This window comes from Enterobacter sp. AN-K1 (assembly GCF_020971765.1).
GTDB classification, from domain to species: domain Bacteria; phylum Pseudomonadota; class Gammaproteobacteria; order Enterobacterales; family Enterobacteriaceae; genus Enterobacter; species Enterobacter hormaechei_C.
This window is the reverse complement of the sequence record NZ_CP087390.1, coordinates 2,107,232-2,126,633: the sequence shown is the minus strand read 5'-3', so window position 1 is coordinate 2,126,633 and position 19,402 is coordinate 2,107,232. Positions and strand designations below refer to the sequence as shown.

Annotated in this window: 20 protein-coding genes; 8 read left to right on the top strand and 12 right to left on the bottom strand. The window is 55.8% G+C overall.

Annotation, left to right across the window (positions count from 1 at the left end):
• Positions 1-21: 21 nt before the first annotated feature.
• From cpxP to LOC22_RS10180, 6 genes are all read left to right on the top strand, one after another.
• Entirely contained in the window at positions 22-528 is a 507-nt protein-coding gene (cpxP, locus tag LOC22_RS10205; RefSeq protein ID WP_003862006.1) for a cell-envelope stress modulator CpxP, read from the top strand.
• Between the two features lie 153 nt (positions 529-681).
• Positions 682-1,566, top strand: a complete 885-nt coding sequence (gene fieF / locus LOC22_RS10200; RefSeq protein WP_023304638.1) for a CDF family cation-efflux transporter FieF — start codon at positions 682-684, stop codon at positions 1,564-1,566.
• A gap of 184 nt (positions 1,567-1,750) precedes the next feature.
• Positions 1,751-2,713 carry a 6-phosphofructokinase gene (gene pfkA, locus LOC22_RS10195; RefSeq protein WP_003862009.1) on the top strand — a complete coding sequence of 321 codons (963 nt, stop codon included), beginning with the start codon at positions 1,751-1,753 and terminating at the stop codon, positions 2,711-2,713.
• 216 nt (positions 2,714-2,929) lie between these two features.
• The gene (locus LOC22_RS10190) at positions 2,930-3,919 is read left to right on the top strand and encodes a sulfate ABC transporter substrate-binding protein (RefSeq protein WP_032660777.1); all 990 of its coding nucleotides are present in this window, start codon (positions 2,930-2,932) and stop codon (positions 3,917-3,919) included.
• A 118-nt stretch (positions 3,920-4,037) separates the two neighbouring features.
• The gene (locus LOC22_RS10185) at positions 4,038-4,781 is read left to right on the top strand and encodes a CDP-diacylglycerol diphosphatase (protein ID WP_032670737.1); all 744 of its coding nucleotides are present in this window, start codon (positions 4,038-4,040) and stop codon (positions 4,779-4,781) included.
• Between the two features lie 73 nt (positions 4,782-4,854).
• Positions 4,855-6,159, top strand: coding sequence for an SLC13 family permease (locus LOC22_RS10180; protein ID WP_045327173.1), 1,305 nt, complete (start codon positions 4,855-4,857; stop codon positions 6,157-6,159).
• A gap of 36 nt (positions 6,160-6,195) precedes the next feature.
• Here LOC22_RS10180 and tpiA read toward each other — a convergent pair whose 3' ends face one another.
• Together tpiA and LOC22_RS10170 are read right to left on the bottom strand one after the other, a co-directional pair.
• A complete protein-coding gene (tpiA, locus tag LOC22_RS10175; RefSeq protein ID WP_003862019.1) occupies positions 6,196-6,963 on the bottom strand; it encodes a triose-phosphate isomerase in 768 nt (255 codons plus the stop codon).
• Positions 6,964-7,074: 111 nt separating this feature from the next.
• The gene (locus LOC22_RS10170; RefSeq protein ID WP_017383094.1) at positions 7,075-7,671 is read right to left on the bottom strand and encodes a DUF1454 family protein; all 597 of its coding nucleotides are present in this window, start codon (positions 7,669-7,671) and stop codon (positions 7,075-7,077) included.
• Positions 7,672-7,783: 112 nt separating this feature from the next.
• On the opposite strand from LOC22_RS10170, the gene LOC22_RS10165 reads away from it, so the two are divergent.
• Positions 7,784-8,203, top strand: coding sequence for a DUF805 domain-containing protein (locus LOC22_RS10165; protein WP_006808672.1), 420 nt, complete (start codon positions 7,784-7,786; stop codon positions 8,201-8,203).
• Here the strand turns inward: LOC22_RS10165 and fpr are convergent, their stop codons facing one another.
• The 4 genes from fpr to LOC22_RS10145 form a co-directional block, all read right to left on the bottom strand.
• On the bottom strand, positions 8,204-8,950 hold the full coding sequence (fpr, locus tag LOC22_RS10160; protein WP_003862024.1) for a ferredoxin--NADP(+) reductase: 747 nt from the start codon (positions 8,948-8,950) through the stop codon (positions 8,204-8,206).
• Between the two features lie 96 nt (positions 8,951-9,046).
• Positions 9,047-10,057, bottom strand: a complete 1,011-nt coding sequence (gene glpX / locus LOC22_RS10155; protein WP_015569942.1) for a class II fructose-bisphosphatase — start codon at positions 10,055-10,057, stop codon at positions 9,047-9,049.
• A gap of 122 nt (positions 10,058-10,179) precedes the next feature.
• On the bottom strand, positions 10,180-11,688 hold the full coding sequence (gene glpK, locus LOC22_RS10150; protein WP_006808669.1) for a glycerol kinase GlpK: 1,509 nt from the start codon (positions 11,686-11,688) through the stop codon (positions 10,180-10,182).
• Between the two features lie 21 nt (positions 11,689-11,709).
• Positions 11,710-12,555, bottom strand: a complete 846-nt coding sequence (locus LOC22_RS10145; protein WP_003862030.1) for an MIP/aquaporin family protein — start codon at positions 12,553-12,555, stop codon at positions 11,710-11,712.
• 399 nt (positions 12,556-12,954) lie between these two features.
• Here LOC22_RS10145 and zapB point away from each other — a divergent pair, with 399 nt between their 5' ends.
• Positions 12,955-13,194, top strand: coding sequence for a septal ring assembly protein ZapB (zapB, locus tag LOC22_RS10140; protein WP_003862031.1), 240 nt, complete (start codon positions 12,955-12,957; stop codon positions 13,192-13,194).
• Between the two features lie 585 nt (positions 13,195-13,779).
• Here the strand turns inward: zapB and rraA are convergent.
• From rraA to cytR, 6 genes are all read right to left on the bottom strand, one after another.
• On the bottom strand, positions 13,780-14,265 hold the full coding sequence (gene rraA, locus LOC22_RS10135) for a ribonuclease E activity regulator RraA (RefSeq protein WP_003862032.1): 486 nt from the start codon (positions 14,263-14,265) through the stop codon (positions 13,780-13,782).
• A 92-nt stretch (positions 14,266-14,357) separates the two neighbouring features.
• Entirely contained in the window at positions 14,358-15,284 is a 927-nt protein-coding gene (gene menA / locus LOC22_RS10130; protein WP_198739800.1) for a 1,4-dihydroxy-2-naphthoate polyprenyltransferase, read from the bottom strand.
• Between the two features lie 62 nt (positions 15,285-15,346).
• Positions 15,347-16,678: an HslU--HslV peptidase ATPase subunit gene (gene hslU / locus LOC22_RS10125; protein WP_015569947.1), complete on the bottom strand. Its 1,332-nt coding sequence runs from the start codon at positions 16,676-16,678 to the stop codon at positions 15,347-15,349.
• A 9-nt stretch (positions 16,679-16,687) separates the two neighbouring features.
• Positions 16,688-17,218 (bottom strand): ATP-dependent protease subunit HslV, encoded by a 531-nt coding sequence (gene hslV / locus LOC22_RS10120; RefSeq protein WP_003862036.1) that lies wholly within the window; start codon positions 17,216-17,218, stop codon positions 16,688-16,690.
• Between the two features lie 94 nt (positions 17,219-17,312).
• The gene (ftsN, locus tag LOC22_RS10115; protein ID WP_230239517.1) at positions 17,313-18,275 is read right to left on the bottom strand and encodes a cell division protein FtsN; all 963 of its coding nucleotides are present in this window, start codon (positions 18,273-18,275) and stop codon (positions 17,313-17,315) included.
• A 92-nt stretch (positions 18,276-18,367) separates the two neighbouring features.
• Positions 18,368-19,393, bottom strand: a complete 1,026-nt coding sequence (gene cytR, locus LOC22_RS10110) for a DNA-binding transcriptional regulator CytR (protein WP_017383100.1) — start codon at positions 19,391-19,393, stop codon at positions 18,368-18,370.
• Positions 19,394-19,402 lie beyond the last annotated feature (9 nt).

Genomic DNA, 19,402 nt, shown 5'->3' with positions numbered 1-19,402 from the left:
GAAAGATTTTGGGAGCAAGTGATGCGCAAAGTTACCGCTGCCGTCATGGCCTCAACGCTGGCCTTCAGTGCGTTTAGCCAGGCTGCTGTAGCTATCATCAGCGATAACGGTTCCTCAGCAGAGGGCGCAACGCAGCACAGCAGCCAAAGCCATATGTTTGACGGCATAAGTTTAACCGAACATCAGCGTCAACAGATGCGAGATCTGATGCAGAGGGCAAGACACGACCAGCCCCCTGTTAATGTTAGCGAAATGGAGACAATGCATCGCCTTGTCACCGCAGAAAATTTTGACGAAAGCGCTGTACGCGCTCAGGCCGAAAAAATGGCGCAGGAACAGGTTGCCCGCCAGGTAGAGATGGCGAAGGTTCGCAACCAGATGTTCCACCTGCTAACGCCCGAGCAGCAAGCGGTTTTGAATACCAAACATCAGCAACGTATGAACCAGTTGCGTGAGGTTGCACGGATGCAGCGAAGCTCAGATATGACGCTTTTCAGTAGCAATAGCAGTACCCGTAGTAACCAGTAAACCCTGTTTTCCTTGCCATAGACACCATCCCTGTCTTCCCCCACATGATGTGGGGGTTTTTTTTGCCCATTGTTCAGGTTTGTTAACGCTTTATTCATCCTTTCACTCCACCACCATCCGTTATACTAGCGCCATGGCATGACAGGAGTGTTTATGAATCAATCCTATGGACGGCTGGTAAGCCGGGCCGCAATAGCCGCGACGGTGATGGCGTCGTGTTTGCTGATCATTAAAATTTTCGCGTGGTGGTACACCGGGTCGGTCAGTATTCTGGCGGCACTGGTGGATTCACTGGTGGATATTGCCGCCTCGCTGACCAACCTGCTGGTGGTGCGCTACTCGCTGCAACCGGCGGATGAAGAGCATACGTTTGGCCACGGCAAAGCGGAATCGCTGGCCGCGCTGGCACAAAGCATGTTTATTTCGGGCTCTGCGCTTTTCCTGTTTTTGACCGGTATTCAGCATCTTATTTCGCCTTCTCCGATGAACGATCCGGGCGTTGGCGTGGTCGTAACGGTAGTTGCACTTATAAGCACACTTGTTCTTGTAACGTTCCAGCGCTGGGTTGTACGCAAAACACAAAGCCAGGCTGTACGGGCCGATATGCTTCATTATCAGTCTGATGTTATGATGAATGGGGCTATTCTTATTGCGCTTGGTCTGGCCTGGTATGGCTGGCATCGGGCCGATGCGTTGTTTGCGTTAGGGATAGGGATCTATATTTTATACAGCGCGTTGCGGATGGGGTATGACGCGGTGCAGTCGCTTCTTGACCGTGCGCTTCCGGACGCAGAACGTGATGAAATTTATGCCATCGTGACCAACTGGCCCGGCGTCAGTGGCGCTCACGATCTTCGTACGCGGCAGTCAGGGCCGACCCGCTTTATTCAGATTCATTTGGAAATGGAAGACAACCTGCCACTGGTTCAGGCGCATATGGTCGCTGAACAGGTGGAGCAGGCGATTTTGCAGCGTTTCCCTGGGTCAGACGTCATTATTCACCAGGACCCATGCTCTGTCGTACCCAGGGCGTTTTGAGCTTTCGTAATTCGTTGTAAAAAAGTGAGCCAGAGCAGCATTTTGTGGATAAATTACCACCATATGGCCTGACCTGAATCAATTCAGCTGGAAGGGATTGATATACTATTTGCAGTATTCGACGGTTGAACAGTTTCTTCCGGCAGCAGATTTCAATTTTGCATTCCTAAGTTCAGAGGTAGTCATGATTAAGAAAATCGGTGTGTTGACAAGCGGCGGTGATGCGCCGGGCATGAACGCGGCAATCCGTGGGGTTGTCCGTGCAGCGCTGACGGAAGGTCTGGAAGTTTTTGGTATCTATGACGGTTACCTGGGTCTGTATGAAGACCGCATGGTTCAGCTCGACCGCTACAGCGTGTCTGACATGATCAACCGTGGCGGTACTTTCCTCGGTTCTGCGCGCTTCCCGGAATTCCGTGACGAACATATCCGTGAAGTGGCTATCGAAAACATGAAAAAACGGGGTCTGGATGCGCTGGTGGTTATCGGCGGCGACGGCTCGTACATGGGTGCAAAACGTCTGACTGAAATGGGCTTCCCGTGCATCGGCCTGCCTGGCACCATCGACAACGACATCAAAGGCACCGACTACACCATCGGTTACTTCACCGCGCTGGGTACCGTTGTGGAAGCGATTGACCGCCTGCGTGACACCTCTTCCTCACACCAGCGTATTTCCATTGTTGAAGTGATGGGCCGTTACTGCGGTGACCTGACGCTGGCGGCGGCAATTGCCGGTGGCTGTGAGTTCGTGGTGGTGCCGGAAGTGGAATTCAGCCGTGAAGATCTGGTCGCTGAAATCAAAGCCGGTATCGCGAAAGGTAAGAAACACGCCATCGTTGCTATCACCGAGCACATCTGTGACGTTGACGAGCTGGCGAAGTACATCGAAACCGAAACCAAACGCGAAACCCGCGCGACCGTTCTGGGTCACATTCAGCGTGGTGGTTCCCCAGGCCCGTACGACCGTATCCTGGCGTCCCGCATGGGCGCGTACGCGATCGAGCTACTGCTTCAGGGCCACGGCGGCCGCTGCGTCGGTATTCAGAACGAGAAACTGGTTCACCATGACATCATCGATGCCATTGAAAACATGAAGCGTCCGTTCAAGGGTGACTGGCTGGACTGCGCGAAAAAACTGTACTGATCGGCGTCTGTATTGCGCCGGGTGGCGGCTTCGCCTTACCCGGCCTACAAAAGCACGGTTCGTAGGCCCGGTAAGCGAAGCGCCACCGGGCTTTTTTATGCGCCCACCCTTTCTTTTATTCCTCCACGTTATAGCCAATCTTTTTTTATTCTTTAATCATCGGTTAGCTTTCTGGCACGCTGCTTTCATCAAAACACTATACAAGAGAGCTGGGCGATGAATAAATGGGGCGTGGGGTTAACATTATTGCTGGCATCGACCAGCGTTCTGGCAAAGGACATTCAGTTACTGAACGTGTCGTACGATCCGACGCGTGAACTATACGACCAGTACAACAAAGCTTTCGCGGCGCACTGGAAACAGGAAACCGGCGATAACGTGGTGGTTCGCCAGTCTCACGGCGGTTCCGGTAAGCAGGCGACATCGGTGATCAACGGTATTGAAGCCGATGTGGTTACCCTGGCGCTGGCTTATGACGTGGACGCGATCGCGGAGCGTGGCCGTATCGACAAAAACTGGATCAAGCGTCTGCCGGACAACTCTGCGCCATACACCTCGACCATTGTCTTCCTGGTGCGTAAAGGCAACCCGAAACAGATTAAGGACTGGAACGACCTGATTAAGCCAGGCGTGTCTGTCATTACCCCGAACCCAAAAAGCTCCGGCGGCGCACGCTGGAACTATCTGGCAGCCTGGGGCTACGCGCTGCACCACAACAACGGCGATCAGGCCAAAGCACAGGACTTCGTCAAAGCACTGTTTAAAAACGTCGAAGTGCTGGACTCCGGCGCGCGCGGTGCAACCAACACCTTCGTCGAACGCGGCATTGGCGACGTGCTGATCGCCTGGGAAAACGAAGCCCTGCTGGCGACCAACGAGCTGGGTAAAGACAAGTTCGAGATCGTCACCCCGAGCGAATCCATCCTCGCTGAGCCGACCGTCTCCGTCGTCGATAAGGTTGTTGATAAGAAGGGCACCAAAGCGGTGGCGGAAGCCTACCTGAAGTACCTCTACTCACCGGAAGGGCAGGAAATTGCGGCGAAAAACTTCTACCGCCCACGCGATGAGGCCGTCGCGAAGAAATACGAAAACGCCTTCCCGAAACTGAAGCTGTTCACTATTGATGAGGTTTTTGGCGGCTGGACCAAAGCGCAGAAAGAGCACTTCTCTAACGGCGGCACCTTCGACCAGATCAGCAAGCGCTAAGCGTTTTACATTTTACAAAGAACGACACGGTAACCCGGTGTGAGAAATCCGCCGGGTTTTTTATTTGGTCATCATTTTGCGTTACTCTTTTGCCTCTATTGAAAACAGGGAACGCGTTGTGAAAAAAATTATCTTACTGATTCTGATCGTTATCGCCCTTGCCGCAGGCGGCGTGTACTGGATGAAAGCGGGTAATCCGAATGCGTTGCGTCATATCGTTCTCGACCAGTGTGTGCCCAACCAGCTGCACAACCGTAACCCGGCACCGTGCGCGCAGGTGAAGCCAGATGCGGGCTACGTGGTGTTCAAGGACCGCAACGGGCCGCTGCAATACCTGCTGATGCCCACGTACCGTATCAACGGCACCGAAAGCCCGCTGCTGACTGAGCCGCAGACACCGAATTTCTTCTGGCTGGCATGGCAGTCGCGTAACTTTATGAGCATGAAGCGGGGGGCCGACGTGCCTGACAGCGCCGTTTCGCTGACCATCAACTCCGCGACCGGGCGCACGCAAAACCATTTTCATATCCACATCTCCTGTCTGCGCCCGGACGTGCGTGAGAAGCTGAACGCGTCGCAGGGGCAAATCAGCACCCAGTGGTTACCGCTTCCGGGCGGGCTGGAAGGGCATGAATACCTTGCCCGTCGGGTGACGGAGAACGAACTGGTGCAGCGCAGCCCGTTTATGATGCTGGCGGAAGAGCTGCCGGAAGCCCGCGATCATATGGGACGCTTCGCGCTGGCGATGGCGCAGCAGTCGGACGGCTCGTTTGTATTGCTGGCGACAGAGCGTAACCTGCTTACCTTTAACCGCGCGTCGGCTGAGGAATTGCAGGATCATCAATGCGATATCCTGAAGTGACCCCACCATAAATAGCGTTTACTCGCCCTGCCTGTCGCCGTAGACTTGCTGAAAAATTCTACAGGAGACAGGTATGTCGCTCTGGTTAACGCATCCTCTGCTGCTTCCCTCGCTGATCGTCGGCGTCACCATCGTGCTGTGGGCGACGTCGCTGTTGCCGGAATTTATCACCGCGTTGTTGTTTTTCACGGCGGCGATGACCGCCAGAATCGCCCCGCCGGAAGTGATCTTCGGCGGCTTCGCCTCGTCTGCCTTCTGGCTGGTGTTCAGCGGCTTTGTGCTGGGCGTGGCGATTCGGAAAACCGGCCTGGCGGACAGGGCCGCCCGGGCGCTGTCGGCAAAGCTTACCGACTCCTGGGTGCTGATGGTGGCGAGCGTTGTGCTGCTGAGCTATGCCCTGGCATTCGTGATGCCGTCGAACATGGGACGTATTGCGCTGCTGATGCCGATTGTCGCCGCGATGGCGAAGCGGGCCGGCATTCCTGATGGCTCGCGGGCCTGGTTTGGCCTGGCGCTGGCGGTCGGGTTTGGCACCTTCCAGCTCTCGGCCACTATTTTGCCCGCCAACGTGCCCAACCTGGTGATGAGCGGCGCGGCGGAAGGCTCATACGGTATCCACCTCAACTATGTCCCGTATCTGCTGCTGCACACCCCGGTGCTGGGTATTCTCAAAGGCCTGATTCTGATTGGCCTGATCTGCTGGCTGTTCCCCGGCAACCCGAAACCGGCGAAGGATCTCACGCCATCGGAACCGATGGGGCGTGACGAAAAACGACTCGCCTGGCTGCTGGCGGTGGTGTTGACGATGTGGGTGACGGAGAGCTGGCACGGCGTTGGGCCAGCGTGGACGGGGCTGGCGGCCTCGGTCATCGTTATGCTGCCGCGCATCGGTTTTATCACCGGGGAGGAGTTCTCGGCGGGGGTGAATATGCGCACCTGTATTTACGTCGCGGGTATACTCGGGCTGGCCATTACGGTGACGCAGACCGGTATCGGTGCGGCCGTAGGCGAGGCGTTGCTCCATATCATGCCGCTGGATGCAGACCGCCCGTTTACCAGCTTCCTGGCGCTGACGGGGATCACCACGGCGCTCAACTTCATTATGACCGCCAACGGCGTTCCTGCGCTGTACACTACGCTGGCGCAGAGCTTCTCGGACGCGACCGGCTTCCCGCTGCTGTCGGTGATCATGATTCAGGTGCTGGGGTATTCCACGCCGCTGCTGCCGTATCAGGCGTCGCCGATTGTAGTGGCGATGGGCTTAGGGAAAGTGCCTGCGAAGGCGGGGATGCTGCTTTGTCTGGCGCTGGCGATTGCGACGTATCTGGTGCTGCTGCCGCTGGATTATTTGTGGTTTAGCGTGTTAGGTCATTTGTAGGGCGGGTTAGCGAAGCGCCACCCGCCACAAAGGCAATTACGCCTGCTTAGCCGCTTCTGCCGCTTTAACGATCACCGCGAAAGCGTCTGCTTTCAGGGATGCGCCGCCAACCAGTGCGCCATCGATGTCTGGCTGGGTGAACAGCTCAGCTGCGTTTGATGCGTTAACGGAACCGCCGTACTGGATGATGACCTGCTCAGCCACTTTCGCGTCTGCTTTTGCAATGTGGTCACGGATGAACTTGTGCACCGCCTGTGCCTGCGCTGGAGTTGCAGATTTGCCGGTACCGATCGCCCAGACTGGCTCGTAAGCGATAACCGCGCCTTCGAACGCTGCCGCGCCCTGGGTTTTCAGCACAGCGTCGATCTGACGTGCGCACACTTCTTCGGTTTTGCCTGCTTCGTTTTCTGCTTCGGTTTCACCGATGCACAGAACCGGGATCAGACCCTGCTCTTTCAGCACAGCGAATTTCTTCGCGATGAACTCATCGGATTCTTTGTGATAGGTGCGACGCTCGGAGTGGCCGATGATGATGTATTTCGCGCCGATATCTTTCAGCATTTCAGCGGAGGTTTCACCGGTGAACGCGCCAGACAGGTTAACGTCAACGTTCTGCGCGCCCAGAATGATGTGGCTGCCGTCAGCGGCACGTTTAGCCAGATCCAGGTACATATCCGGCGGAGCGATAGCAACCGCGCAGCCGGTCACGCCAGCCAGCTCTTTACGCAGGTTAGCAACCAGTTCGTTTACCATATGGCGGCTGCCGTTCAGTTTCCAGTTACCCATCACTAAAGGATGTCGCATTTCAATTCTCCACGCTCAATAAGCGAATTAAGGAATATGGCCGCCCTGTCGGGCAGCATGGTCTGTGAATCAGTATAGAGATTTTCCCTCGAAAGGCTTTGCTTTTTGTCATTAATTCGCCCCCTCGAGTGCGTCTGATAGGGCCAGCTTAATCGGTTCAACCGCGAAGGTCAGCCCCTTTTCGCCGTTATCTGCGACGACATAGCGAACGGCACCTTCCGTATCGGCGTAATAGCGTTTGTTTTTCCCGGCGGTAAGCAGTTTTTGCAGCTTTTGCTGGCTTTGCGCTTTCGTGAAGGTGGGGGTAAAGGCGCGCAGAATAGCGCTCATGTACTCCAGCGCTTTCGCTTTCGCCGCTTTCTGCTCTGGCCCCTGAATCGGCAGCCAGGTGATCTGCATACTTTTGATTTTTAACGTTCCGCGCTCAAGGGCGGTAGAGGCATACAGATTCTCGTTAATTTTGCTGGCCGCGCGGGTCAGGGTCGGCGTATCGCGGGCGCTGTCAATCGCACGGAACTCTCCCAGCGGAAGTGAGGGGTTTTCTTTGTTGAAGGCTTCGCGGAACTGGCTGATAGATTGATCGAAAGAGGGGGCGCCCGCCAGAAGATAGGGGGCGGTGACCGGGGAAGCCGTTTCCGCGGCATACAGGGAAAAACTGGCGCTCAGCATCGCTAAACACAAATAAAGAGAGTGTGCCGAACTTTTCATCAACATTGCCCCTGGCCGTCATTGCCCATGATTAAAACGATATCTGGTCGGCTTGTCAAAAGGTCACAACTCCAGGGTAAAATGCGGGCTAAACAATAATAAGGAACCTTACATGACCATACAGCAGTGGCTGTTTTCATTCAAAGGGCGTATTGGACGCCGTGACTTCTGGATCTGGATTGCAACGTGGGTTGTCGCCATGCTGCTTCTGTTTTTTGTTGCCTACAACGCATGGCTGAGCACGCAAACGGCGGCATTTGCGCTGGTCTGTTTACTGTGGCCAACCGCCGCCGTGGTGGTGAAACGTCTGCACGATCGTGGCCGCTCCGGCGCATGGGCTTTCCTGATTATTCTGGCGTGGATGCTGGTGGCGGGGAACTGGTCAATGCTGCCCTCAATCCTCCCATGGGTGGTGGGCAGACTGCTGCCGACGGTTATCTTTGTAATGATGGTTGTCGAACTGGGCGCGTTTATCGGCACCCAGAGCGAGAACAAATATGGAAAAGATACCCTTGAGGTGAAGTACCGCTGATCACCAGTAGTGTTCGGCGGTCATGTGGCCCGGCCGGCGGCGAAGGTGCTTCGTCATCTGCCGGGTATCCTTCAGCAACTGCTGCGTATCGCGTACCATCTGCGGGTTACCGCACAGCATCACATGGCTGGTTTCGGTATTCATCGGTAAACCCACCGCTTCTTCCAGCGCGCCGCTTTCAATCAACGCCGGAACGCGACCGGTTAACGAGCCGGCTGCGGTTTCGCGGCTGACCACCGTCTGAATTTTTAACTTCCCGCCATATCGCTGTTCCAGCGCCTGCATCTGCGGCAAATAGCTCAGGTCTGCGGCGTAGCGCGCGGCGTGAACCAGCACGATATTTTTAAAGCGCTCCAGATCTTTGCCGTATTGCAGAATGGAAAGATACGGGCCGATGGCCGTGCCGGTCGCCAGCATCCAGAGCGTGTCACAGTCGGGGATTTCATCCAGCACGAAGAACCCCGCCGCGTCGGAGACAATCTGCACTTCATCGCCCGGCTTCAGCGCGGCGAGGCGTGGGCTGAGCTTACCGTCCGGGACGGTGACCAGATAGAACTCAAGGTCCGGGTTATCAGGCGCATTAACGTAAGAGTAGGCGCGCTGTACGCGTTCACCGTCGATATCCAACCCGAGCTTGGCAAACTGCCCGGCAGTAAACGGATGAACGGGAGCGTGCAGCGTGAGGCTAAATAGCGCATCGGTCCAGAACTGTACCTTTGTGACTTTACCTGTTACCCAGTCCGCCATGATCTTCTCCTGTGCTGTTTCTCTCTTCTATCTTCCGTACTTGCGGGAAACATTTCCAGCCCATTCGGGCCGGAAAGCTCTATCGATCAAACGGTTTTACAGAATGTGCGTCTGTACGTCCGGATCTTTACGATCGAGATAATGAATGGACTTAATGCGACGAATGGTGCGGGATTTACCACGGATCAGCAGGGTTTCAGTGGTGGCCATGTTGCCCTTGCGGGTGATGCCGTCCAGCAGATCGCCTTTGGTGATGCCGGTTGCGGAGAAGACCACGTTATCGCTGCGGGCCATCTCGTTCAGCGCGAGCACTTTATTGGCCTCGATGCCCATCGCCGCGCAGCGCGCCAGTTCGTCTGCACCAATGCGAAGGTTCTCGTCGCTGTCGCCTTTGACCTCATGGCGTGGCAGCAGACGCGCCTGCATATCGCCGTCCAGCGCGCGGATCACTGCCGCAGAGACCACACCCTCCGGCGCGCCGCCGATGCCGTAAAGCACGTCGACTTCGCTGTCCGGCATGCAGGTCAGAATAGAGGCGGCAACGTCGCCATCCGGAATAGCAAACACGCGTACGCCGAGCGCTTGCAGGTACGCGATGGTGGCGTCGTGGCGCGGTTTCGCCAGAATGGTCACGGTGAGTTCGCTGAGCGCTTTACCCAGCGCCGCGGCGATATTGCGCAGGTTGGCGTCCAGCGGCAGGCTAAGGTCGATAGCGCCTTTAGCGCCAGGACCGACGATCAGTTTTTCCATGTACATATCGGGCGCGTTGAGGAAGCAGCCCTTATCGCCCACCGCCAGTACCGCCAGCGCGTTGGCCTGGCCCATCGCCGTCATGCGCGTGCCTTCAATCGGGTCGACCGCGATATCCACCGCATCGCCTTTGCCCGTCCCGACTTTTTCACCTATATAGAGCATCGGCGCTTCGTCGATTTCGCCTTCGCCAATGACGATAGTGCCATCGATATTGACCTGATTAAGCACAATGCGCATGGCGTGGACGGCAGCGCCGTCTGCGGTATTTTTGTCGCCACGGCCCAGCCACTTGTAGCCTGCGAGGGCGGCAGCTTCGGTGACGCGGGAAAACTCGATAGCAAGTTCACGTTTCATGAGGTACTCGTACAATCAAAAGGAATTGCACGAAGTTTATCACAGAGTGGGGAGGGGCGAGGGGACCGGTGCGGTCGGAGCCCCTCACCCTAACCCTCTCCCAGGGGAGAGGGAATATAGGTTTACTCGTCGTGCTCTTCCCACGCCAGGGCACGTTTCACCGCTTTCTTCCAGCCGCTGTAGCGGTAGTTGCGCTCGGTGGTTTCGATGCCAGGACGGAATTCGCGTTCGATAACCGCTTTTTCCTGAAGCTCGTCGAGGTTTTGCCAGAAGCCAACCGCCAGACCTGCCAGATACGCCGCGCCCAGCGCCGTCACTTCTCGCACCTCAGGACGTTCAACGCGGGTGCCCAGAATGTCGGACTGGAACTGCATCAGGAAGTTGTTGGCTACCGCACCGCCGTCCACGCGCAGGGCGTGCAGACGAATGCCGGAGTCCGCCTGCATCGCTTCCAGCACGTCGCGCGTCTGGTAGGCGATGGATTCCAGCGTCGCGCGAATGATGTGGTTTGAGTTCACGCCGCGCGTCAGGCCGAAAATCGCGCCGCGGGCATACGGATCCCAGTACGGTGCGCCCAGACCGGTAAACGCTGGCACCACGTACACGCCGTTGGTGTCTTTCACTTTGGTCGCGAAGTATTCGGAGTCGAACGCGTCGCTGATCAGCTTCATCTCGTCGCGCAGCCACTGAATGGAGGCGCCCGCCATGAATACCGCCCCTTCCAGAGCATAGTTCACTTCACCGCGTGGACCGCAGGCGATGGTGGTCAGCAGACCGTTTTCTGATTTCACCGCTTTCTCGCCAGTGTTCATCAGCATAAAGCAGCCGGTGCCGTAGGTGTTCTTCGCCATCCCTTCCTTGACGCACAGCTGGCCGAACAGCGCCGCCTGCTGGTCACCGGCGATACCAGCGATAGGAATACGGGTGCCGCCTTTACCGCCAATGTTGGTCTGGCCGTACACTTCTGAAGACTTACGGACTTCTGGCAGCATCGCGCGCGGAATGTCCAGCGCGTCCAGCATCTTGTCATCCCACTCCAGGGTGTTGATGTTGAACAGCATGGTGCGCGAGGCGTTGGTGTAGTCGGTGACGTGAACGCGTCCCTGAGTCATCTTCCAGATAAGCCAGGTATCGACGGTGCCGAACAGTAGCTCGCCACGACGTGCACGTTCGCGTGAACCTTCCACGTGGTCGAGGATCCACTTCACTTTGGTGCCCGAAAAATACGGGTCAACCACCAGGCCGGTGGCGCTGCGCACGTACTCTTCCATTCCTTCGCGCTTCAGCTGTTCGCAGATCTCTGACGTACGGCGGCACTGCCAGACGATGGCGTTGTAGATGGGCTTACCGGTTTCGCGCTCCCAGACCACAGTCGTTTCGCGCTGGTTGGTGATACCGATAGCGGCAATCTGGTCAGAACTGATGTCGGCTTTCGCCAGCACTTCCACCAGCGTGGAGCTTTGTGACGCCCAGATCTCCATCGGGTCGTGTTCAACCCAGCCTGGACGCGGATAAATTTGCTCAAATTCGCGTTGAGACACGCTGACAATGTTCGCGTCATGATCCATTACGACAGCGCGGGAGCTGGTAGTGCCCTGGTCGAGCGCAACGATATATTTTTTTTCGGTCATGGTATGTGTCCCGTAGTCAGATTACAGCGAAGCTTTTTGTTGTGTGGTGGACGTTGTCTCTTTTTCCTCTTCCACACAGGTGTCGCACGGTAAGTGGCGACCAATTAATTTGCGATAGCCGAATGCGCCCAGCGCCGCCCCTACGATTGGCCCGAACAGCGGAACCAGGAAGTAAGGAATGTCTTTGCCGCCCGTGAAGGCGACATCGCCCCATCCCGCAAAGAAGGCGAAGGTTTTTGGACCCAGGTCACGCGCCGGATTCATCGCAAAGCCGGTCAGCGGACCCATGGATGCGCCAATTACCGCAATCAGAAGGCCAATCAAAAGTGGCGCCAGCGGGCCGCGCGGAATGCCGTTTCCATCGTCGCCCAGCGCCATGATGACGCCCATCAGAATAGCGGTAATCACCATCTCAACCGCGAACGCCTGCACAAAATTGATATGCGGATTCGGATACGTTGAGAAAATGCCTGCCAGATCCAGACTTTCGACACTGCCACGCACCATATGATGCGTCTGTTCGAAGTCGATGAAAAGATTGTAATAAAGCCCGTAAACTAACGCCGCTGCGCAAAAGGCGCCAGCAAATTGCGAAATGATAAAAGGAACAACTTTGCGTCCGTCAAAACACGCGAATAGCCACAACGCGATGGTCACCGCCGGGTTAAGATGTGCACCGGAAACCCCTGCGGTCAGGTAGATGGCCATCGCCACGCCCAGACCCCAGATAATACTGATTTCCCACTGACCAAAACTGGCACCCGCCACTTTCAGTGCTGCGACACAGCCTACTCCGAAGAATATCAACAACCCGGTACCCAGGAACTCGGCAATACACTGGCCTTTTAAGGTTGATGTCTGACTCATAATCGGAATCCTGCAAAAGAGTAATGTTTATTGTTTGCGTGACCGCCCGTGACAGTCACGATGCCCTGTAGACATAGTGTTAATTTATCGTTAACGAGCACAAACGAGAAATATCGAAATCTAAATGTGTGGTCTGCGTCAATAAAATGAGCGTTTTCGCGCCATAAAGCGCGTTTTTGCATCAGATAATGATTATGGGCTGAATCATTTCTTTAACTTATGGGTTAACAACTTAGGGGTATATGCGGCGAACGCACCAGGACGAGGCCGAAAAGTGTTGCAAACCGCGATCTGCGTGGCATGCCGCTGGACAGGGGCGACGGCGCTCCATACAATCGGAACATATGTTGTGCGCGTTTACGTTAAAGCGTCGCCTTGCAATTCAGGAGAGGTAGGATCATGTCTTTAGAAGTGTTTGAGAAACTGGAATCGAAAGTACAGCAGGCGATTGACACCATCACGCTGCTGCAAATGGAAATTGAAGAGCTGAAAGAAAAGAACAACTCCCTGTCACAGGAAGTTCAGAATGCTCAGCACAGCCGTGAAGAACTGGAGCGCGAAAACAACCAGCTGCGCGAACAGCAGAACGGCTGGCAGGAACGCTTGCAGGCGCTGCTGGGACGTATGGAAGAAGTTTGATTTCCTTAGGGAATGCATTGAACAGGCCGGGTAAGGCGAAGCCGCCACCCGGCTTTTTTATGGTTTCCCTAACCGATATCAAACCATAAAAAAGGCCGCCCTGGGCGGCCTTAACGCTACTTGTCCTGCGCTGTCGTAGCAAAAGCAACAAACCCAACAGGTTCATCGCTCTTTACAACGAGTACGCTGGCGACAATGAACGCGATACATAAATAGCGTTTCATTATGCGGTCCCTGCTGCTTACCGCTCCACCGTTCACCACCGGTGATAAGTCGGTGGACACAAGCCTTGATGTTAGCCTGCTTTACGGTAGTGAATACACCTTTCCCTGGACCGATGCCCATTTGCGAGATGGCGGAAAGGGACGCGGTATCATAATGAGCATCAACCAGGTAGTTAAGGTATTCACAGACAATTAGGATTTTATAAAGGTTAGGAAGGGTTGCCCAAGGTTTGGGCGAGAGTATGATGAAGTTCCTTGGTGTTAGTCTGTAAGACGTCCCAACGGACCGCGAATCCCGAGGGACAAAAAAACCGCCACATTGCTGTTGGCGGTTTTTTTATGCATCTCGCTTACCGATTAACTACTCAATATCCAGCGCATCCTCAGAAAGGATAATGCCGGTATTGTCAGCATAAAGGTGGTCACCCGAGAAGAAGGTCACGCCGCCGAAATTGACGCGCACGTCGCTTTCGCCGATGCCTTCACCCGCTGCGCCAACCGGAATGGCGGCAATGGCCTGAATACCGATATCCAGGTCTTCGAGATCGTCCACCTGGCGCACGGAGCCGTAGACCACAATCCCTTCCCACTCGTTTTGCACTGCAAGGCGGGCGAGGTCCGCATCGATCAGTGCACGGCGCACTGAACCGCCACCATCCACCAGCAGGACGCGACCACGACCGTTCTCTTCGAGCAGATCGTACAGCAACCCGTTGTCCTCGAAACATTTCACCGTGATGATTTGTCCGCCAAACGACGACCGTCCACCAAAGTTGGAGAACAGGGGTTCAACGACGTTGACATCTTCCTGGTAGATGTCACAAAGCTCGGAGGTATCGTATTTCATAGGTTTAACGCTCTGTTGCTGCGAATGTGTTCAGTATATCGTGCGAAATGCGTTGTTGGCAAAATCATCAATTGTTAATTGATATTTGTCAGCTAACTCAGCGTCTGGCTTAAGACAATCCCGATGACGAACAGCAGGTTAGTCAGTAATGCGCCTTTTACCGTACGTTCCAGCATCGGTGGCATGGCGGCCGGGCTGAGTTCACGCATGACGTAGCGGGCCTGCTTAATCAGCAGCGGTGCGGCGAGCACAAACAGCCAGCCCCAGAGGCTGTGCAGCGAACTCAGATTGAACAGCGCCAGGCAGACCAGCGCGCCGATGAGCAGGCAGGCGTGATAGCGGCGTGCATTCACCGGACCCAGACGCACGGCCAGCGTGTTTTTACCGTTCTCGCGGTCGCTATCGATGTCGCGCAGATTATTGATATTCAGCACCGCCGTCGCCAGCAGACCACAGGCGGTCGCCGGCAGGAACAGGGCAGGGATCACCGTGTGCGCCTGTAAGTACCAGCTTCCCATCACGCTCAGCCAGCCGAAGAACACCAGCACGGAGATGTCGCCCAGACCAATATACCCGTAAGGACGCGTCCCGACGGTATAGGTAATGGCTGCAATAATGGCGAGCAAGCCCAGCACCAGGAAGCCAATGAAATCACTGGTGGTTTTCGAGGCGACCGTCACCAGCGCCAGCCCGGACAGGCAAATCAACACCACGGTGATAATCAGCGCCCGCTTCATCTGTGCCTGGGTAATCACCCCTTTTTGCATCCCGCGCAGCGGCCCGATGCGGTCAGGCTTGTCGCTGCCTTTTACCGCATCGCCGTAATCATTGGCGAGATTAGAGAGGATTTGCAGCAGCCCGGCGGTGACAAGCGCCAGACCTGCTACCAGCGGATCGAAATGACCCTGCCACCAGGCAAGCGTGGTACCGACGATAATGGCGGCAAAAGCCAGAGGAAGCGTTTTAGGGCGCAGACTTTCGAACCACGCCTGTGTACGGCTGATATCAGTCATAGTTATTTAGCCAATAAAAATGGGGGCCATAGCCCCCATCAACAGTGATGAAAATGCATTGAACGCGATTATAGAATAAAACGGCTCAGATCTTCATCTGCCACTAACGCATCCAGGTGTTTGCCCACATAGTCTGCGTCAATGGTAATGCTTTGACCGTTAAGGTCGCTCGCATCATAAGAGATGTCTTCCATCAGGCGTTCCAGCACGGTGTGCAGACGACGCGCACCGATGTTCTCGGTGGTTTCGTTGACCTGCCACGCGGCCTGGGCGATGCGCTTGATACCGTCATCGGTAAATTCAATGTTCACGCCTTCGGTCGCCATCAGCGCTTTATACTGTACGGTCACAGAAGCGTTTGGCTCAGTCAGGATACGTTCGAAATCTTCGGTGGTCAGCGCCTGCAACTCGACGCGGATTGGCAGACGTCCCTGAAGTTCCGGGATCAGGTCAGACGGGCTGGCAATCTGGAACGCACCGGAGGCGATAAACAGAATGTGGTCAGTTTTAACCATGCCGTGCTTGGTGGAGACGGTGCAACCTTCCACCAGCGGCAGCAGGTCGCGCTGAACGCCTTCGCGTGAGACATCCGGGCCGGACGCGTTGCCGCGCTTACAGATCTTGTCGATTTCGTCGATAAACACGATACCGTGCTGCTCAACCGCGTCGATAGCATCCTGTTTCAGCTCTTCCGGGTTAACCAGCTTCGCGGCTTCTTCTTCAATCAGCAGCTTCATCGCGTCTTTGATTTTCAGCTTACGCGCTTTCTGCTTCTGCCCGCCCAGGTTCTGGAACATGGACTGCAACTGGCTGGTCATCTCTTCCATGCCCGGAGGCGCCATAATTTCCACGCCCATTGGCGCGGCAGCGAGATCGATCTCAATCTCTTTGTCGTCCAGCTCGCCTTCGCGCAGTTTTTTGCGGAATGCCTGACGCGCAGCAGAAGGTTCAGGCTGCTGTTCAGCCTGTCCCCAGTTGTTTTTTGCCGGTGGGATCAGCACGTCGAGAATACGCTCTTCGGCCATCTCTTCGGCGCGATAGCGGTTTTTCTCAATTGCCTGGACACGCACCATCTTAATCGCCGAGTCGGTCAGGTCGCGGATGATGGAGTCCACTTCTTTACCCACATAGCCCACTTCGGTGAACTTGGTGGCTTCAACTTTGATGAACGGCGCGTTAGCCAGTTTGGCCAGACGACGGGCGATTTCGGTTTTACCCACACCGGTCGGGCCGATCATCAGAATATTTTTTGGCGTCACTTCGTGGCGAAGCTCTTCGTCGAGCTGCATGCGACGCCAGCGGTTACGCAGTGCGATAGCCACGGAGCGCTTGGCGTCGTCCTGGCCGATAATGTGCTTGTTCAGTTCGCTGACAATTTCGCGTGGGGTCATTTCAGACATGGGCGATCCTTACGCTTTAGACGGTAATTCTTCGATGGTGTGATTGTGGTTGGTATAGATGCAGATATCACCTGCAATATCCAACGCTTTCACCGCGATATCGCGCGCGTTCATGTCGGTATTTTCCAACAGCGCACGGGCTGCGGCCTGGGCGTACGGGCCGCCAGAGCCGATGGCAATCAGGTCGTTTTCAGGCTGAACCACGTCGCCGTTACCGGTGATGATCAGCGAGGCGTTTTCGTCAGCCACGGCCAGCAGCGCTTCGAGCTTACGCAGCATGCGGTCGGTACGCCAGTCTTTTGCCAGCTCAACGGCGGCTTTCACCAGATGACCCTGATGCATTTCCAGTTTGCGTTCAAACAGTTCAAACAGCGTGAAGGCATCAGCCGTGCCGCCTGCGAAACCGGCGATCACTTTGTCGTTATAAAGACGACGTACTTTCTTCACGTTGCCTTTCATGACGGTATTACCCAGCGTGGCCTGGCCATCACCGGCAATTACCACCTGGCCGTTACGGCGTACACTTACTATTGTTGTCACGAGCAGACCCCCTGGTTACAGATTCGGGAAACAGAAGCCCTGAGCCTGTGCTCAGGGCTGAATTAAATGATAGATGGGGGGGATTTTGGGGGTTTCAACCCCCGGAGGCGAGTCGAATGCAGTTTGTGTGGCCAGCCACTTTCAAACGGGAAATGGTGCCGTCTGCGTTTTCTTTGCCTTTGACCGGTCCAATCACTACGCGATTCCAGCCGTTGTTGGTGGTAATGCGAGAGTCAAATCCTTCAAATGCCAGCTGAGCACGCACCGTTTCTGCCTGTTCGGCGCCTTTAAACGAACCGCACTGAACCATCCAGCGGCGTTCATCTTTTTTCTCAGCCGTCTGCTTCGGTGCCTCGGTCTCTTTGGTGACCGGCGCAGCCTGCTGCGTTTTTGGCTGTTGCGCAGTGGTATGCGCAGGCGTCTGCAACAGATCCTGATACGGCTGTGCCGTTTGCTTCTGCGGCTGCGCCTTCGGTTGCTGCTGGACAGGCTGAGTTTGTACGGTACGCGTCTGCTGCTGCGGTTGTGTACGCGGCTGCTGTACCGGCTGCGTCCACTGCTGCTGTTGCGTTTGCTGCTGAGCCTGACGCTGGCGCTGCAACGTTTGCTGACGCTGCGCCGGGGTTTGTTCGTTCCACGGTACTTCGTTCAGCTGCGTAGGCTGCTGGCGCATGTCCGCCTGCATCTGAGCGAGCAATTGACGCTGTTCGTCCGTCAGCTGATCGGCATTCTTCACTTCACCCCCGGCAGAAGGCTCGGTAGGCGCACGTACGCCAGGCTGGCGGCTTTCCAGCTCTTTAATGTAGCGCCAGCGCTCTTCAGGCTTCGGCGGCAGGCCGTTGCCAACGACCTTGTTACCCTGAAGGGCTTCAGACTCTTCTTTTTTATGATGCGTAATGAAGTAGAGGCCGCCAATAAAGGCCACCAGCACAGCCGCAGCAATGGCGACCATAGCTGGGGAGACAGCAGACAGGCTGCGTTGCTTGCTTTTTGAACTACTCTTTTTGCGTCGCGAAGGTGCCGGCTGGCCGCGACGTACATAATCTCGTTGTGCCACTATCGTTTCGCTGTATTTATTCGTTCGTCAGCCCGCCATGTTACTTAAGCGACGGGGCTTTGACCAGATAAGGGTGTCGAAAGGTATTTACTTTAAGTTAATGCCTGGGTAGAGCCGCGCACAATCAGCTCACAATCCAGTAGCCGTGACCCACTGCTAACTGATTGACCGTGCAGCTGATCCAGCAAAAGCAGCATCGCTTCACGGCCGATGTCATACCGCGGCTGTGCAACGGTCGAAAGCGGCGGATCGCAAAACTCCGAAAGTGAAATATTATCAAAACCGATTATCGACAGGTCCTGCGGCACGCGCAGGCCGTGACGTTTGGCGTAGGATAACGCCCCCAGCGCCATCACGTCGCTGTGGCAGAAGACCGCGGTGGGCGGTTCTGGCAAGGCCAGCAATTTTTCCAGCGCCTGCCCGCCCGCTTCAAAGGTGAAATCACCGCGCGCAATGTAGTGCGGATCGACGATAGCCCCGGTACGGCGCAGCGCCTGAACGTAGCCCTGCAAGCGGTAATGACACAGCGGCATCTCTTCTGGTCCGGCGATACAGCCGATACGCTTATGCCCCAGTTCCTGAAGATAGTTCACGGCGTTGAATGCGGCGGTGAGGTTATCGATATGAACGGTTGGCAGCTCCAGCTCCGGCGCGAATTCGTTCGCCATGACCATCGGCGGTAAATTGCGCTGTTCTTCAATGCTGGCATCAAACGGCAGGCGTGAGCCAAGCAGCAGCATGCCATCAATCTGCTTGGTGATGATCAGGTCGATGAACGTTTTTTCCTGCTGGTTCTGGTGAGCACAATCGCCAATCAGCACCAGATAGCCTTGGGCGGCGGCCGTGACCTCAATGCCGCGGATGATTTCGCTGAAGAAGGGATCGCAGATATCCGGCACGATCACCAGGATGGTGCGGGATTCGTTGCGTTTAACGTTGCGCCCCATGGCTTGCGGGAAATAACCGACCTCAAGCGCCGCCTTTTCAACCCGGTTTCGGGTCGCCTGGGAGACTTTGTCAGGGTTCATCAATGCGCGGGACACGGTTGCTGTTGAGACTTGTGCTTTCTCGGCAACGTCTTTCATGGTCGCCGAGGCAACCTCTTTCCTGGACTTCAACGTCTTCTC

Bases quoted from the DNA above. Each gene is read 5' to 3' on its own strand.
- cpxP (WP_003862006.1), top strand. From the start codon at position 22: ATGCGCAAAGTTACCGCTGCCGTCATGGCCTCAACGCTGGCCTTCAGT.
- fieF (WP_023304638.1), top strand. From the start codon at position 682: ATGAATCAATCCTATGGACGGCTGGTAAGCCGGGCCGCAATAGCCGCG.
- pfkA (WP_003862009.1), top strand. From the start codon at position 1,751: ATGATTAAGAAAATCGGTGTGTTGACAAGCGGCGGTGATGCGCCGGGC.
- LOC22_RS10190 (WP_032660777.1), top strand. From the start codon at position 2,930: ATGAATAAATGGGGCGTGGGGTTAACATTATTGCTGGCATCGACCAGC.
- LOC22_RS10180 (WP_045327173.1), top strand. From the start codon at position 4,855: ATGTCGCTCTGGTTAACGCATCCTCTGCTGCTTCCCTCGCTGATCGTC.
- tpiA (WP_003862019.1), bottom strand. From the start codon at position 6,963: ATGCGACATCCTTTAGTGATGGGTAACTGGAAACTGAACGGCAGCCGC.
- LOC22_RS10170 (WP_017383094.1), bottom strand. From the start codon at position 7,671: ATGAAAAGTTCGGCACACTCTCTTTATTTGTGTTTAGCGATGCTGAGC.
- LOC22_RS10165 (WP_006808672.1), top strand. From the start codon at position 7,784: ATGACCATACAGCAGTGGCTGTTTTCATTCAAAGGGCGTATTGGACGC.
- fpr (WP_003862024.1), bottom strand. From the start codon at position 8,950: ATGGCGGACTGGGTAACAGGTAAAGTCACAAAGGTACAGTTCTGGACC.
- glpX (WP_015569942.1), bottom strand. From the start codon at position 10,057: ATGAAACGTGAACTTGCTATCGAGTTTTCCCGCGTCACCGAAGCTGCC.
- glpK (WP_006808669.1), bottom strand. From the start codon at position 11,688: ATGACCGAAAAAAAATATATCGTTGCGCTCGACCAGGGCACTACCAGC.
- LOC22_RS10145 (WP_003862030.1), bottom strand. From the start codon at position 12,555: ATGAGTCAGACATCAACCTTAAAAGGCCAGTGTATTGCCGAGTTCCTG.
- zapB (WP_003862031.1), top strand. From the start codon at position 12,955: ATGTCTTTAGAAGTGTTTGAGAAACTGGAATCGAAAGTACAGCAGGCG.
- rraA (WP_003862032.1), bottom strand. From the start codon at position 14,265: ATGAAATACGATACCTCCGAGCTTTGTGACATCTACCAGGAAGATGTC.
- hslU (WP_015569947.1), bottom strand. From the start codon at position 16,678: ATGTCTGAAATGACCCCACGCGAAATTGTCAGCGAACTGAACAAGCAC.